Origin of the sequence: Streptomyces sp. NPDC014882 (genome assembly GCF_043081325.1) — a bacterium.
In the GTDB taxonomy this organism is placed as follows: Bacteria; Actinomycetota; Actinomycetes; order Streptomycetales; family Streptomycetaceae; genus Streptomyces.
Genome location: NZ_JBIBWL010000003.1, coordinates 411,206 through 425,282 on the forward strand (window position 1 = coordinate 411,206; position 14,077 = coordinate 425,282).

The window sequence follows — 14,077 nt, forward strand, 5'->3', positions numbered from 1 at the left end:
TTCCTCGATCGCATGTTCTTAAAGTGGGGCAATGCGCACTGGCGAGCCGCTGCCCGCCGTGGGGGAGGTCCTGGTTTCCCTCGCGACCGGCGTGTGGCACTGGGACACCGCCACCGGGCTGGTCACGGTCGATGCCGAGGCGGCCCGGCTGCTCGGGCTGCCCGCCGAGGGCGCCGTCCTCACGGAGGCCCAGGCCAGGGCCCGGCTGCACCCCGTCGACTGGAACGAGATCACCGGCGTGGTCCAGCTGGCCGTCGCCGAGGGCACCCTCGCCGAGGTCCGCATCCGGATCATGGACGAACGCGGGCGGATCGTCCGCGTCGTCCGCAGCCGCTCCAAGCCCTCCTTCGACCCGGCCAAGAAGGCGTACGAGCTGATCGGCACCCTCCAGGAGGTCACCGAGCCCTCGCCGGGCACCCCGGCGGGCCGCAGCGCGGTCACCGGCGACTGGCGGCGCTCCCGCGAGGCGTTCCTGCTGGACGCGGGCCGGGCGCTGGCGGAGGCCCGGTCCACGGAAGAGGTGCTGCGGGTCGCGGCCGGTCTGTCGATGCCGGGCTTCTCGCCGGACGGGCTCGCCGTGTTCGGCGTGGAGGGCGACCGCCTGACGACCATCGGGTACCACGGGGAGGGGGAGGGCGGCGAGGCCCCCTTCACACAGATGTCCCTCCAGACGGACTACCCGGGGGCGGAGGTCGTCCGCACCGGCAAGGCCGTCTACCTCTCCTCACCCGAGCAGTACAGGGCCCGCTACCCCCTCACCTGGCCCCTCGCCGCGCAGTTCGGCCGCCGTTCCTGGGCGTACCTGCCGCTGACGGTGGCCGGGCGCACCATGGGCACCTGGATGGCCGCCTTCAGCTACCCCGTCGCGTTCACCCCCGACGAGCGGTCCGTGCTCACCACCGTGGCCCGCATGCTCGCCCAGGCCCTCACCCGGGCCGGGGCCGCCGAGACCCAGCGTGAGCTGGCGGAGGGGCTGCAGCGCTCCATGCTGCCCAGTCTCGGCCCCGAGATCCCCGGCATGACCCTCGCCGCCCGCTACATACCGACCGGCGGCGGCCTCCAGGTCGGCGGCGACTGGTACGACCTGATCCCGCTGCCCAGCAAACGGTTCGCGCTGGTCATCGGGGACGTGCAGGGCCACGACGTGCGGGCGGCGAGCCTCATGGGCCAGCTCCGCATCGCCCTGCGGGCCTACGCGGCCGAGGGCCACGGCCCCGACGCCGTCCTCTCCCGCGCCTCCCGCTTCCTCTACGGCCTCACCCGCGCCGGTGCCACCGACGCCGCCGGCGCCCCCTCCGACCTGCGCTTCGCGACCTGCCTCTACGTCGAGGTCGACCCCGTCACCGGCGTGCTGACCACCGCTCGCGCCGGGCACCTGGACCCGGCGATCCGGATGGCCGACGGCACCGTCATGGTCCGCGCCACGGCCGGCGGTCTGCCCCTCGGCATCGACCCGGACTCCGACTACCCCACCAGCCGTCTCGGCCTGGAGCCCGGCGAGGCGCTCATGCTGTGCACCGACGGTCTGCTGGAGACCGGCGGGCACGACCTCGACACCGGCTGGCGGCGCGTCCGGAAGACCCTGGAGACGCACCAGGGGGGCCTGGAGGAACTGGCGGACGCGTTGGTCCAGGCGGTGCACGGGCCGTCGTCGCACCACACCACCGGTCCGCTGGCCGACCGCCGCGAGGACGACATCGCCCTCCTGCTCGCGTGCCGCCGGGGCGGCACGGGCCACGGCGGGCCGAGCACCGCCGCACCGGCCCGCCCGGCCCTGCGGCGCTCCATGCTGACGATCGCCCAGGCCGAACCCGAGCGGATCGCCGAGGCCCGCGGGCAACTGCGCGAGCTGCTGCACGACTGGCCCAGCGACGACCAGGTCGACTCGGCCGTCCTCCTCGTCTCCGAGATGCTGACGAACGTCCTCGTGCACACCGACGACGACGCGCTGCTGGTGGCGGAGGTGGCCGGCGATCCCGGCGAACGCCGGATGCGGATCGAGGTCACCGACACCAGCGACTCCCTCCCCCACAAACGCCGGCCCGGTGAGCTGGCCTCGTCCGGCCGCGGCCTGGTCCTGACCGAGCTGCTCGCCGACGCGTGGGGGGTCTCCCCGCGCGGCGAGGGCAAGACCATCTGGTTCGAGCTCTACGAGCCGGGGGCGGGCGGCGCGGAGGGGGAGCCCGGCGACGACGGCGCAGCGGGATCCCCCGGCGAGGGCCCCGGGGAGCCGGGGGCGGCGTAACGCCGCCGCAGCTCGTACAGCACCCCGAAGGCCGCCGCCGTCAGCGGCACGGCGAGCAGCATACCGAGGATCCCCGCGACCGACGCCCCCGCGGTGATCGCGAGCATCACCACCGCCGGATGCATCTGCACGGTCCGGCTCTGGATCAGCGGCTGCAGCACGTGCCCCTCCAGCAGCTGCACGGCGAGCACCACCCCGAGCGCCCACAGCGCGATGACGAACCCCCGGTCGGCCAGCGCGACCAGCACGGCGACGGTCCCCGAGACGAACGCGCCGAGATAGGGGACGTACGCGCCGACGAAGACGAGCGCCCCCAGCCCGACCGCACCGGGCACGTCGAGGACGAGCAGCCCGACGGTGATGCACACGGCGTCGATGAACGCGATCAGCGAGGTCCCCCGCATGAACCCCTCGACGGCCTGGAAGGCCCGCCGCGCCATCGCCTCCAGGCCGTCCGCGGCACCCTCCGGAGCGGCGGCCCGCAGCGTGGCCACGACCCGGTCGGAGTCCCGCAGGAAGAAGAAGACGAGCAGCAGCGCCAGTACGGCCATGGCGAGGCTCTCGCCCACCACGCTCACCCCGCTGATCACCCCGGAGGCGGCCGTCCCGCCGAACTTCGTCGCCAGCTCCCGGGCGTTGGAGGCCATGTCGTCCAGCGAGGTCCCGGCCGCCCCGAAGTGCTCGGCGACCCCCTGCGCCGCGTCCTTCAGCGAGGCGACGATCTGGTCCCCGCTGTCCACGAGCGCGGCGACGACGATGTACACGGCCCCTCCCACCACCGCCAGGACCGCCAGGCACGTGACCCCCGCGGCCACCGACCGGTTGACCCCCGCCTTGACCAGCCGCCGGTGGAAAGGCCCCAGCAACGCCGTCCCCAGCAGGGCGAGCAGCACCGGCACGACCGCCGTGCGGAACTCCGCACACAGCCGGATCCCGACGTACGCGACCCCCGAGAGCAGCAGGATCACCACGCACCAGGCGGCGAGACGGCGGACGGGGGCGGGAAGCGACGACAGCACGCCTCCAGCGGACCACGCGCTCCGCGGGCTGTCCTGCGCGGACGACCCGAACGGGTGAACATGCCCATTTCGCACATCAGTCACACCTGCGTCTCCCTACCGTCCGAGACGGAGGTGGTGCTCGATGCACGAGCAGAACGACATGCCGTCCGACCGGACGGCGACACGGCGGCAGGACGCCATCGAGATCAACGACTTCGTGTTCGCGGCTACCGGCGCGCGGGTGCGGAGGCTGACGACGCCGGACGGGACACACTGGTTCCCGGCCGTCGACGTGTGCAGAAACCTGGGGTACTCCCATGTGGGTTCCGCTCTGCGAAACATCGCCGACAAGGCCAATTTCGCCAGTGCCGAGAGTGTGCTCCAGAAGCACACTCTCGACGTTCCCGCAGGTCGGGAGTGGCGTCGAGACATGAATCTCGTGAATCTCCCAGGGCTGATCCGGTTGGTCAACGGCTGCACCAAACCCGAGTCCCAGCCCTTCAAGGCCTGGGTCTGCGACGTCATCGCGACCATCCAGCGCGACGGCTCCTACTCCCTGGAACCGGCCGCCGTGCAGCCCGGCACTTCCGCCGGCGGCACGGCGTACGCCATGCCCCGGCAGGTCGCGGACGCGATCGTGCGGCTGGAGACGCGGAACATCCAGGCCGACGAGATGCTGGCGGCCGCCCAGGAGCAGCACACCGAACTCCTGCGGGAGATCAGTCGCAGTCAGCAGGCGATCGCCCGCAGCCAGACCGCGCTCGTGCGCAGTCAGGACCAGATCGCCGAGGCGCTCCAGGAGATCGCGCACGTCCTCAGGGGACGCCAGCCCGACCCGAAGCTGACGCCCCAGCAGCTCCTCGCCTCCTGGAAGGCCAGGAACCTGGTCTTCACCGAGGACATCCACGCGGTGGCGGCCTGCCTGGCGCCCGCGCTCGTCCGGGGCGAGGCCGATTACCGCATGGAGGAGATCGCCGCCCGCACGGGTCTGCCCGTCGCTCGTGTCCACGACTGCCTGCGCACGCTGCTCAAGCGCGGCTGCATGCGGCAGACGGGCTGCACCGCGGACGGGGCGCCCGTCTACGCGCTGCCGTAGAAGCCTCCCGACGACGAAGGGCCCGAAGTCGCAAAACGGAGTTGCGGCTTCGGGCCCTCTCGTACGTTAGCGGGTTCTTCAGGCCCGCGGGCCGCTCCCGGACATCCCGTGGACCGCCGGGACCGTACCCAGCCGTCCCTTCTGGAAGTCCTCGAACGCCTGCTGGAGTTCCTCACGGGTGTTCATGACGAAGGGGCCGTAGTGGGCCATCGGCTCGCGGATCGGCTGCCCGCCGAGGAGGACGACCTCCAGGTCCGGCGTGTTCGCGTCCTGCTTCTCGTCCGCGCGCACGGTCAGGGAGGAGCCGGCGCCGAAGACGGCCGTCTGGCCCAGGTGGACCGGGCGGCGCTCCGCGCCGACCGTGCCCCGGCCCGCCATGACGTAGGCGAGGCCGTTGAAGTCCTCGCGCCACGGCAGGGTGACCTCCGCGCCCGGCGCCAGCGTCGCGTGGACCATGGTGATCGGGGTGTGGGTGATGCCGGGCCCGGCGTGGCCGTCCAGCTCGCCGGCGATGACGCGCAGCAGGGCGCCGCCGTCGGGGGAGGTGAGCAGCTGGACGCTGCCGCCGCGGATGTCCTGGTAGCGCGGGGCCATCATCTTGTCCCTGGCCGGGAGGTTCACCCACAGCTGGAGGCCGTGGAAGAGGCCGCCGGACATCACCAGGGACTCCGGCGGGGCCTCGATGTGGAGGAGGCCGGACCCGGCCGTCATCCACTGGGTGTCGCCGTTGGTGATGGTGCCGCCGCCGCCCTGGCTGTCCTGGTGGTCGAAGATGCCGTCGATGATGTAGGTCACGGTCTCGAAGCCGCGGTGCGGGTGCCACGGGGTGCCCTTCGGCTCTCCCGGCGCGTACTCCACCTCACCCATCTGGTCCATCATGATGAACGGGTCGAGGTGGCGGTAGTTGATCCCCGCGAAGGCCCGGCGCACCGGGAAGCCCTCGCCCTCGAAACCGCCGGGCGCGGTGGTGACGGTGAGCACGGGACGTGCCACGGCGTCGGCCTGCGCGGTCACTCGGGGCAGGGTCAGCGGGTTCTCGACGGTCACTGCGGGCATGTCCGTACCTCCTTGGGCGGCGTACGTCTCACTTTAGTTGAGCGTTGAACTTTCTGCCACCCAGAACGACGAGGGCCCGGAGGACATTCCCTCCGGGCCCGAGCCATCCGGGTGGCCGCCGTCCGCCGCCGGGTCGCGGGCACGTCCGCACCCACGACCGGACGGGCGCGTCAGCCGTACATCCGGCGCATCGCGAAGTCGACCATCTGCTCGACGGCCTTCGCGTCGAAGACCATCCGGTGCTCGCCCTCCATGTCGAGGACGAAGCCGTAGCCGGTGGGCAGCAGGTCGAGCACCTCGGCACCGGTGATCACGAAGTACTTCGACTCCTTGCCCGCGTACCGGCGCAGCTCCTTGAGCGTGGTGAACATCGGGATCACCGGCTGCTGCGTGTTGTGCAGGGCCAGGAACCCGGGGTTGTCGCCGCGCGGGCAGTAGACCTTCGAGGTGGCGAAGACCTGCTGGAAGTCCTCGGCGGCCAACTGCCCGGTGGTGAAGGCCCGCACCGCGTCCGCGAGCGAGGGCGGGGACGGCTCGGGGTACAGAGGCGGCTGCTGACCGTATCCGCCGAGGCCGCCCGACTGCTGCGGCTGGGCGTACTGCTGCTGCGCGGCGCCACCGTCCATGGGCTGGCCGTATCCATACATGGGCGCAAGCGTACCGAGGGGGGACCCCGGCGTCCGTGGGTAGACCCTTCTCACACTTGGCCGAGTGGGGGTTGCGCCTTATTACCGACGGGTAGCATCATCGGAGCTACTTGTCGGTACGTGAACCAGCGCGAGGATCAAGTGCCTCGCCGATCCTTCTCTACGGAGCGCAGTCGCCATGGGGCACTACAAGTCGAATCTCCGCGACATCGAGTTCAACCTCTTCGAAGTACTCGGGCGCGACAAGCTGTACGGCACGGGCCCCTTCGACGAGATGGACACCGAGACCGCGAAAAGCATCCTCGAGGAGCTGACCCGCCTCTCGGAGAACGAGCTGGCCGAGTCCTTCGCGGACGCCGACCGCAACCCGCCGGTCTTCGACCCGGAGACCAACACCGCGCCGGTCCCCGCGTCCTTCAAGAAGAGCTACCAGGCCTTCATGGACTCCGAGTACTGGCGCCTCGGCCTGCCCGAGGAGATCGGCGGCACCACCGCGCCGCCGTCGCTGATCTGGGCGTACGCGGAGCTGATCCTCGGCGCCAACCCGGCCGTGTGGATGTACTCCTCCGGCCCGGCCTTCGCGGGCATCCTCTTCGACGAGGGCAACGAGACGCAGAAGCACATCGCGAAGTTCGCCGCGGAGAAGCAGTGGGGCTCCACCATGGTCCTCACCGAGCCCGACGCCGGCTCGGACGTGGGCGCCGGCCGCACCAAGGCCGTGCGGCAGGAGGACGGCTCCTGGCACATCGAGGGCGTGAAGCGCTTCATCACGTCCGGCGAGCACGACATGTCGGAGAACATCCTCCACTACGTGCTGGCCCGCCCCGAGGGCGCCGGCCCCGGCACCAAGGGCCTGTCCCTGTTCATGGTCCCGAAGTACCTGTTCGACTTCGAGACCGGCGAGCTGGGCGAGCGCAACGGCGTCTACGCCACCAACGTCGAGCACAAGATGGGCCTGAAGGCCTCCAACACCTGCGAGATGACCTTCGGCGACCGGCACCCCGCCAAGGGCTGGCTGATCGGCGACAAGCACGACGGCATCCGCCAGATGTTCCGCATCATCGAGTTCGCCCGCATGATGGTCGGCACGAAGGCCATCTCCACGCTGTCCACGGGCTACCTCAACGCGCTGGAGTACGCCAAGGAGCGCGTCCAGGGTCCCGACCTGGCGAACTTCATGGACAAGGCCGCGCCCAAGGTCACCATCACCCACCACCCCGACGTGCGCCGCTCGCTGATCACGCAGAAGGCGTACGCGGAGGGCATGCGCGCCCTCGTCCTCTACACGGCCTCCGTCCAGGACGCGATCGCCGTGAAGGAGGCGAACGGCGAGGACGCGAAGACCGAGCACGCGCTCAACGACCTGCTCCTGCCGATCGTCAAGGGCTACGGCTCCGAGAAGGGCTACGAGCAGCTCGCCCAGTCGCTCCAGACCTTCGGCGGCTCCGGGTTCCTCCAGGAGTACCCGATCGAGCAGTACATCCGCGACGCCAAGATCGACACCCTCTACGAGGGCACCACCGCGATCCAGGGCCAGGACTTCTTCTTCCGGAAGATCGTCCGCAACCAGGGCGCCGCGCTGAACTCCCTCGCCGAGGACATCAAGAAGTTCCTGGAGCTCGGCACGGGCGGCGAGCAGCTGGCGGGCGCCCGCGAGCACCTGGCCAAGGCCGCCGTCGAGCTGGAGGCCATCGTCGGCCTGATGCTGACCGACCTCGCGGCCACCGAGCAGGACGTCAAGAACATCTACAAGGTGGGCCTGAACACCACCCGCCTGCTGATGGCCTCCGGTGACGTCGTCGTCGGCTACCTGCTGCTCAAGGGCGCCGCGGTCGCCGTCGAGAAGCTGGAGACGGCCTCCGCCAAGGACGTGGCCTTCTACACGGGCAAGATCGCCGCGGCGAAGTTCTTCGCGGCCAACGTCCTGCCGGGCGTCACCCTGGCCCGCAAGATCGCCACCGGCGTCGAGCTGGACCTGATGGAGCTGGACGAGGCCGCCTTCTAGCCTCCGGCAGGCCCCGGCCGGCCCCGGCCGGCCCCGGCACGCGCGTGCCGGCACACGTCGGCGCGCATGGGCACGCGTACCGGTGCGCGTACCGGCACACGTCGGCACACGACCGGCACACGTCGGTACGCCCCCGGCGGCACCGTCCGGACCGGTCCCGCCCGCTTCGGCACGGTTGCCCGAACTCCACACCGTCCACACGAAGGCCCGCTCCCCATCACCGGGAGCGGGCTTTCGTACGTCGTTAAGGTGAACCCCATGAGCGAACCCTCCCGCTTCGACCGCGGCCACACCGACGACCTCATGTCCTTCCTGACGGCGAGCCCCACGCCGTACCACGCCGTGGCGACCGCCGCCGAACGGCTGGAGAAGGCAGGGTTCCGCCAGGTCGCCGAGACGGACGCCTGGGAAGGGACGAGCGGCGGGAAGTACGTGCTCCGCGGGGGCGCGATCGTGGCCTGGTACGTCCCCGAGGGCGCCGCGCCGCACACCCCCTTCCGGATCATCGGCGCGCACACCGACTCGCCCAACCTCCGCGTCAAGCCGCTGCCCGACACCGGTGCGCACGGCTGGCGCCAGGTCGCCGTGGAGATCTACGGCGGGCCGCTGCTCAACTCCTGGCTCGACCGCGACCTGGGCCTGGCCGGACGCCTCACCCTGCGCGACGGCTCGACCCACCTGGTCGACATCGGCCGGCCGCTGCTGCGGGTGCCGCAGCTCGCGATCCACCTCGACCGGGCGGTCAACACCGACGGCCTCAAGCTGGACAAGCAGCGGCACCTCCAGCCCGTCTGGGGCCTGGGCGGCGACGTGCGCGACGGCGACCTGATCGCCTTCCTGGAGGAGGAGTCCGGGCTGGCCGCGGGCGAGGTCACCGGCTGGGACCTGATGGTGCACTCCGTCGAACCGCCCGCCTACCTCGGCCGCGACGAGGAACTGCTGGCCGGCCCCCGGATGGACAACCTGCTGTCGGTGCACGCCGGTACGGCGGCCCTGGCGGCCGTCGCGACGAGCGGCGCGGACCTGCCGTACATCCCGGTGCTCGCCGCCTTCGACCACGAGGAGAACGGCTCGCAGTCGGACACCGGTGCGGACGGGCCGCTGCTGGGCACGGTGCTGGAGCGTTCGGCGTTCGCGCGCGGAGGCTCCTACGAGGACCGGGCGCGGGCCTTCGCGGGCACCGTCTGCCTGTCGTCGGACACCGGGCACGCGGTCCACCCCAACTACGCGGAGCGGCACGACCCGACGCACCACCCCCGCGTCAACGGCGGGCCGATCCTCAAGGTCAACGTCAACAACCGCTACGCCACGGACGGTTCGGGGCGGGCCGTCTTCGCCGCCGCCTGCGAGAAGGCGGGCGTGCCGTTCCAGTCGTTCGTCTCCAACAACTCCATGCCGTGCGGCACCACCATCGGACCCATCACCGCGGCCCGGCACGGCATCCGCACGGTCGACATCGGCGTGGCCATCCTGTCGATGCACAGCGCACGGGAGTTGAGCGGAGCGGACGACCCGTACCTGCTGGCCAACGCCCTGGTGGCGTTCCTGGAGGGCTAGCCCCAGGCCGGCAAGGAAGTGCTCCCGCATGGGAGTTGCCCGCCGGGGTACCCGGTTGCCGTGACCGGAACGACCGGTACACCGAGCAGGGAGGCGACATCATGGGCCTCGGCGGGTGCATCATCCTCATCGCCGTGGGAGCCATTCTCACATTCGCGACCGACTGGGACATGCAGGGCGTCAACGTCGACCTGGTGGGCGTCATCCTGATGATCGTCGGCCTGATCGGCGTGACGACCTTCAGCAGCATCGCCCGGCGTCGCCGCGTGATGGTCCCCCCGGCCTCGACGACCGTGGTCGAGACGGAACGACACCACCACCGCGACGGATACGGCGACGGGTACGGCGTGTGACCGCTCCCTGCGGGAACGGGCGTCCGTGACCGCGAGCACCGACGCAAGCCGGTCGGCGCCGCCCCCGGCGAGCGTCGCCGGAAGGTCCCGGTGCCGCCGGTGGACGCGGCGGGCGGGACGTTCGGCCGACGGGCCGTCGTCGCGGGACGCGGCCGCCGCGACGACGTGCGGGACCCCTTCGCGCACCGCGCGCCTGGTCCTCCACGGGATCTACGGGATCTACGGGATCCACGGGATCCACGGGATCCACGGGATCGACAAGAGGTGACCTGAGAGAGCGGCGCTCCGCCCCGTCCGCCCCGCTGCCCGCAGCGGGGCGTTTGCCGTGGGGCCCGGACGGCGGTACCGGCGAACGCGGTGGATCACGGGTGCCCCGGCTGCGGCACTCGGCCCGTCGGGCTAGTGAGGGCGTTCCGCGCCGCCCCGCGGGGAAGCCGTGAAGCCATGAGATTCCTCGTGCGCGACCGCATCCTCGGCTTCGGCGACGACTACTGGATCGAGGACGACCGGGGTGAAAAGGTCTTCCTCGTCGACGGCAAGGCGATCCGGCTGCGGGACACCTTCGAACTCAAGGACACCCAGGGGCGGGTCCTGATCGACATCCGCCAGAAGATGTTCGCGCTGCGCGACACGATGGTGATCGAGCGGGACGGCGAGCCCCTGGCCACCATCCGCCGCAAACGGCTGTCCCTGCTGGGCAACCACTACCGCGTCTCCCTCGCGGACGGCCGCACCGTGCTGGACGTCAGCGGCAGGATCCTCGACCGCGAGTTCGCCGTCGAGTACGACGGCGAACTGCTCGCCGTCATCTCCCGGCGCCGGCTCCACGTGCGCGAGACGTACGGCGTCGACGTCGTCCGGGACGACGCCGACCCGGCGCTGCTGATCGCGGTCGCGGTGTGCGTGATCCACCTGGCGGAGAAGGAACGCGAGGACTGAGAGCGGCGCGGGGCCGGCGCCTCAGCGGCCCGGAGAGGCAGCGGCGCGGGACCGGCGCGTCAGCGGCCCGGGAGAGGCAGAGGTGCGGGAGCGGCCCGGGAGCGGCAGCGGCCCGCACGCGGCAGCGGCCCGGGCGTGTCAGCCGCGCGGCGGCCGGAGTCCCAGGACCCGGTCCTTCAGGGCCGGGAACTGCTCCCTGGTCGCCGCGACCTTCGACGGGTCGAACTCCACGGTGAGGACCTCCTCGCCGGGCCCGGCCTCGGCCAGCACCTCGCCCCACGGATCGACCACGATCGAGTGACCGGCCTGCGGAACTCCGGCGTGCGTCCCGGCCGTTCCACACGCGAGCACGAACGCCTGGTTCTCCACCGCCCGCGCCTGGGCCAGCAGCGTCCAGTGCGCCCTGCGGCGCTCCGGCCAGCCCGCGGGGACGACCAGGGTCTCGGCGCCGGCGTCGACGAGACCGCGGAAGAGTTCGGGGAAACGGAGGTCGTAGCAGGTCGCCAGGCCCAGGGTCGTCCCGGGCAGGCGCACGGTCACCAGGTCCTGGCCCGCGCCCATCAGCACGGCCTCGCCCTTGTCGAAACCGAAGCGGTGGATCTTGCGGTAGGAGGCGACCGGCTCACCGGCGGGGGAGAGGACGAGCGAGGTGTTGTAGAGGGTGCCCCGCCCCGCGGCGGAGCCGCCGCCGGAGGGGGCCCGCTCGGGGATCGAGCCCGCGTGCAGCCACACGCCCGCGTCACGCGCCGCCTCGGCCATCGCCCCGTACGTCGGCCCGTCCAGCGGCTCGGCCCCGGCGGCGAACTCCTCGTAGGCGAAGGCGCCGGTCGTCCACAGCTCGGGCAGGACCACCAGGTCGGCGACACCGGCCTGATCCCGCACCAGGGCCGCGACCCGACTCCGCCGCGATTCGGCCGATTCACCCTCATCCACGGCAATCTGGATCAGAGAGGCGCGCACACTACCACCGTCCTGGCATTCGAGCCGTCCATACGGGCCTACGATCGTCACACGAAAGCACTGCCGGGGTGCCTCACAGCAGCGTAACTTAGCGTTTCGAGACACCGCCGAGAGCCGCCTCCCGCTGGCAACGCTGCCACAACCCGCCCGTGTACCGACCGCCGAGGGGTCCCGTTCCGTGAGTCTGCATCCCACCCTCCAGCCCTACGCCGACGCCTGGACCCACTCCATCGAAGCGATATCCGAGCTGGTGCAGCCGCTTGTCGAGGGTGAGTGGAACAGGCGGACGCCGTGCCCCGGCTGGTCGGTCCGCGACCTCGTCTCGCACGTCATCGGCCTGGACAGCGAGATGTACGGCGATCCGCGCCCCATCCACACGCTGCCGCGCGACCTGTTCCACGTCACGAACGACTTCCAGCGCTACATGGAGATGCAGGTCGACGTCCGCCGCCACCACACGGCGCCGGAGATGACCTCCGAGCTGGAACTCATGATCATCCGCCGCAACCGGCAGCTGCGGAACGAGACGCGCCAGCCGGACACCATGGTCCGCGGTCACCTCGGCACCGAGCTGACCCTCGAGGACTCGATGCGCAACCACGCGTTCGCCGTATGGGTGCACGAGCAGGACCTGCGGGCCGCCCTCGGCCACCCCGGCAACCTCGACTCCCCCGGCGCGCACATCGCCCGCGACGTGCTGCTCGACGCGCTGCCGGCCGTCGTCGCCGAGAAGGCCGACGCGCCGCGCAGCTCCGCGATCGTCTTCGACGTCCACGGGCCGGTCGAGTTCCTGCGCACGATCCGCGTCGACATCCAGGGCCGCGGCACCCTGGAGACGGCCCCCGCGCTCGGCCCGGCCGCCTCCTTCTCCCTCGACTGGGAGACGTACGTCCGGCTGGCCTGCGGCCGGGTCACCCCGGCGGCGGTGGCGGACCGGGTGAAGGCCGAGGGCGAACCGGAACTGACGGCGGCGATCCTGCGGAACTTCGCGGTGACCAGGTAGCCGCCGGGGCGGCCGCGACGGAACGGGCCCGCCGTGTGGATCACGGCGGGCCCGTCGCACAAAGGATGTACCGGCGTCAGCTGATCCTGGCGTAGCCGTAGTTGATGAGCTTCTTCACGTCGGTCGTGCGGCTCGCCGCGTCGGGAGCCGTGAGGACGGTGCCCACGACCGACTCGCCGTTGAGCGTGGCGGCGAAGATGAGGCAGTACTTGGCCTGGGTGCCGGAGCCGGTCTTGATGCCCAGCGTGCCGTTCCAGCCCAGCAGGGTGTTGGTGTTGGTCCACGGCGCCATGGTGCGGGTGGCGCCGGTCTTGGTGATCGTCTTCGCCGTGTAGGACTTGGTCTTCACGACCGCCTTGAACGTGGAGCTCTTCATCACGCTGCGGCCGAGCTTCGTCAGGTCGCGCGGCGTCGAGTAGTTGGAGCCGTTCGTGAGGCCGTCGAACGAGTCGAAGTGCGTGTTCGTCATGCCCAGGTTCTTCGCCGTGGTGTTCATCTTGGCGATGAAGTTCTTGGTGCGGGCCGCGACGGTCGTGCCGGTGCCGAACTTGTCGGCGAGGACCATCGCCGCGTCGCAGCCGGACGGCAGCATCATCCCGTACAGCAGCTGGCGGACGGTGACCTTGTCGCCGACGATCAGCCTGGCCGACGAGGGGTAGCCCTCGCGGACCATGTAGTCGCTGACCTCCTTCCTGACCGTGACCCGGGTGTCGAGGTTCAGGTTCGACTGCGAGAGCACGACCTTCGCGGTCATGACCTTCGTGGTGGAGGCGGTGAGCCTCTTGTAGTCGGCGGACTTGCTGTAGAGCGTCGCGCCGGTCGCGCTGTTCATCAGGTACGCGCCCTTGGCGGTGACGGTGGGCGTCGTGACGGCCTGCGCGGGCGCCGCGGTGAGGGCGCCGGTCGCGAGCACTGCGCCGGCCGTGACGGCGACGGCTGCGGCTCTGCGGCCACGGAACCCCTTGATGGCGGTTATCAACTGAAATACCCCGATTACGTCGAATGCCCCTGCGATGCGGCCGAGTTGGAGGGGAAAACAGGAGGGGCCGCATGTGTGTGACACGTAAGTAGCACAGATGGTTGTGCGTCCGCCGCGAGGAATTCCCGACCCGCCCCTCGTCCTTCAGCCCCCACCCCTCGCCCTCTCGCCCCGGGAGCCCTCGCCCCCTCACCCCCTCGCCCTCTCGCCCCCTCGCCCCCTCGCCCCCTCGCCCT

Annotated in this window: 12 protein-coding genes; 7 read left to right on the plus strand and 5 right to left on the minus strand. The window is 71.2% G+C overall.

Annotated elements, in window-relative coordinates; all coding sequences use genetic code 11:
* Positions 1 to 31: 31 nt before the first annotated feature.
* On the plus strand, positions 32 to 2,245 hold the full coding sequence (locus ACF09K_RS09820; RefSeq protein ID WP_392242054.1) for a SpoIIE family protein phosphatase: 2,214 nt from the start codon (positions 32 to 34) through the stop codon (positions 2,243 to 2,245).
* Here ACF09K_RS09820 and ACF09K_RS09825 read toward each other — a convergent pair.
* Positions 2,149 to 3,261 (minus strand): AI-2E family transporter, encoded by a 1,113-nt coding sequence (locus ACF09K_RS09825; protein WP_392242433.1) that lies wholly within the window; start codon positions 3,259 to 3,261, stop codon positions 2,149 to 2,151. The two genes, ACF09K_RS09820 and ACF09K_RS09825, sit on opposite strands and share 97 nt — an antisense overlap.
* A 127-nt stretch (positions 3,262 to 3,388) precedes the next feature.
* On the opposite strand from ACF09K_RS09825, the gene ACF09K_RS09830 reads away from it, so the two are divergent.
* Positions 3,389 to 4,342 (plus strand): Bro-N domain-containing protein, encoded by a 954-nt coding sequence (locus ACF09K_RS09830; protein ID WP_392242056.1) that lies wholly within the window; start codon positions 3,389 to 3,391, stop codon positions 4,340 to 4,342.
* A 78-nt stretch (positions 4,343 to 4,420) separates the two neighbouring features.
* On the opposite strand, the gene ACF09K_RS09835 is transcribed toward ACF09K_RS09830, so the two are convergent.
* On the minus strand, positions 4,421 to 5,398 hold the full coding sequence (locus tag ACF09K_RS09835; RefSeq protein ID WP_392242058.1) for a pirin family protein: 978 nt from the start codon (positions 5,396 to 5,398) through the stop codon (positions 4,421 to 4,423).
* A 170-nt stretch (positions 5,399 to 5,568) separates the two neighbouring features.
* Positions 5,569 to 6,045 carry an SseB family protein gene (locus ACF09K_RS09840; RefSeq protein ID WP_392242060.1) on the minus strand — a complete coding sequence of 159 codons (477 nt, stop codon included), beginning with the start codon at positions 6,043 to 6,045 and terminating at the stop codon, positions 5,569 to 5,571.
* A 178-nt stretch (positions 6,046 to 6,223) separates the two neighbouring features.
* Between ACF09K_RS09840 and ACF09K_RS09845 the strand changes: the two genes are divergently transcribed.
* The 4 genes from ACF09K_RS09845 to ACF09K_RS09860 all read left to right on the plus strand — a co-directional run bounded on the left by ACF09K_RS09845 (position 6,224) and on the right by ACF09K_RS09860 (position 10,899).
* A complete protein-coding gene (locus tag ACF09K_RS09845) occupies positions 6,224 to 8,050 on the plus strand; it encodes an acyl-CoA dehydrogenase (RefSeq protein WP_392242061.1) in 1,827 nt (608 codons plus the stop codon).
* A 258-nt stretch (positions 8,051 to 8,308) separates the two neighbouring features.
* A complete protein-coding gene (locus ACF09K_RS09850; RefSeq protein WP_392242063.1) occupies positions 8,309 to 9,607 on the plus strand; it encodes a M18 family aminopeptidase in 1,299 nt (432 codons plus the stop codon).
* Positions 9,608 to 9,708: 101 nt separating this feature from the next.
* Entirely contained in the window at positions 9,709 to 9,960 is a 252-nt protein-coding gene (locus ACF09K_RS09855; protein WP_366062451.1) for a DUF6458 family protein, read from the plus strand.
* Between the two features lie 444 nt (positions 9,961 to 10,404).
* Entirely contained in the window at positions 10,405 to 10,899 is a 495-nt protein-coding gene (locus tag ACF09K_RS09860; RefSeq protein WP_392242064.1) for an LURP-one-related/scramblase family protein, read from the plus strand.
* A gap of 138 nt (positions 10,900 to 11,037) precedes the next feature.
* Here the strand turns inward: ACF09K_RS09860 and ACF09K_RS09865 are convergent, their stop codons facing one another.
* Entirely contained in the window at positions 11,038 to 11,859 is an 822-nt protein-coding gene (locus ACF09K_RS09865; RefSeq protein WP_392242066.1) for a carbon-nitrogen family hydrolase, read from the minus strand.
* A 178-nt stretch (positions 11,860 to 12,037) separates the two neighbouring features.
* Between ACF09K_RS09865 and ACF09K_RS09870 the strand changes: the two genes are divergently transcribed.
* The gene (locus ACF09K_RS09870) at positions 12,038 to 12,862 is read left to right on the plus strand and encodes a maleylpyruvate isomerase family mycothiol-dependent enzyme (protein WP_392242068.1); all 825 of its coding nucleotides are present in this window, start codon (positions 12,038 to 12,040) and stop codon (positions 12,860 to 12,862) included.
* Positions 12,863 to 12,938: 76 nt separating this feature from the next.
* On the opposite strand, the gene ACF09K_RS09875 is transcribed toward ACF09K_RS09870, so the two are convergent.
* A complete protein-coding gene (locus tag ACF09K_RS09875) occupies positions 12,939 to 13,841 on the minus strand; it encodes a D-alanyl-D-alanine carboxypeptidase family protein (protein ID WP_392242069.1) in 903 nt (300 codons plus the stop codon).
* Positions 13,842 to 14,077 lie beyond the last annotated feature (236 nt).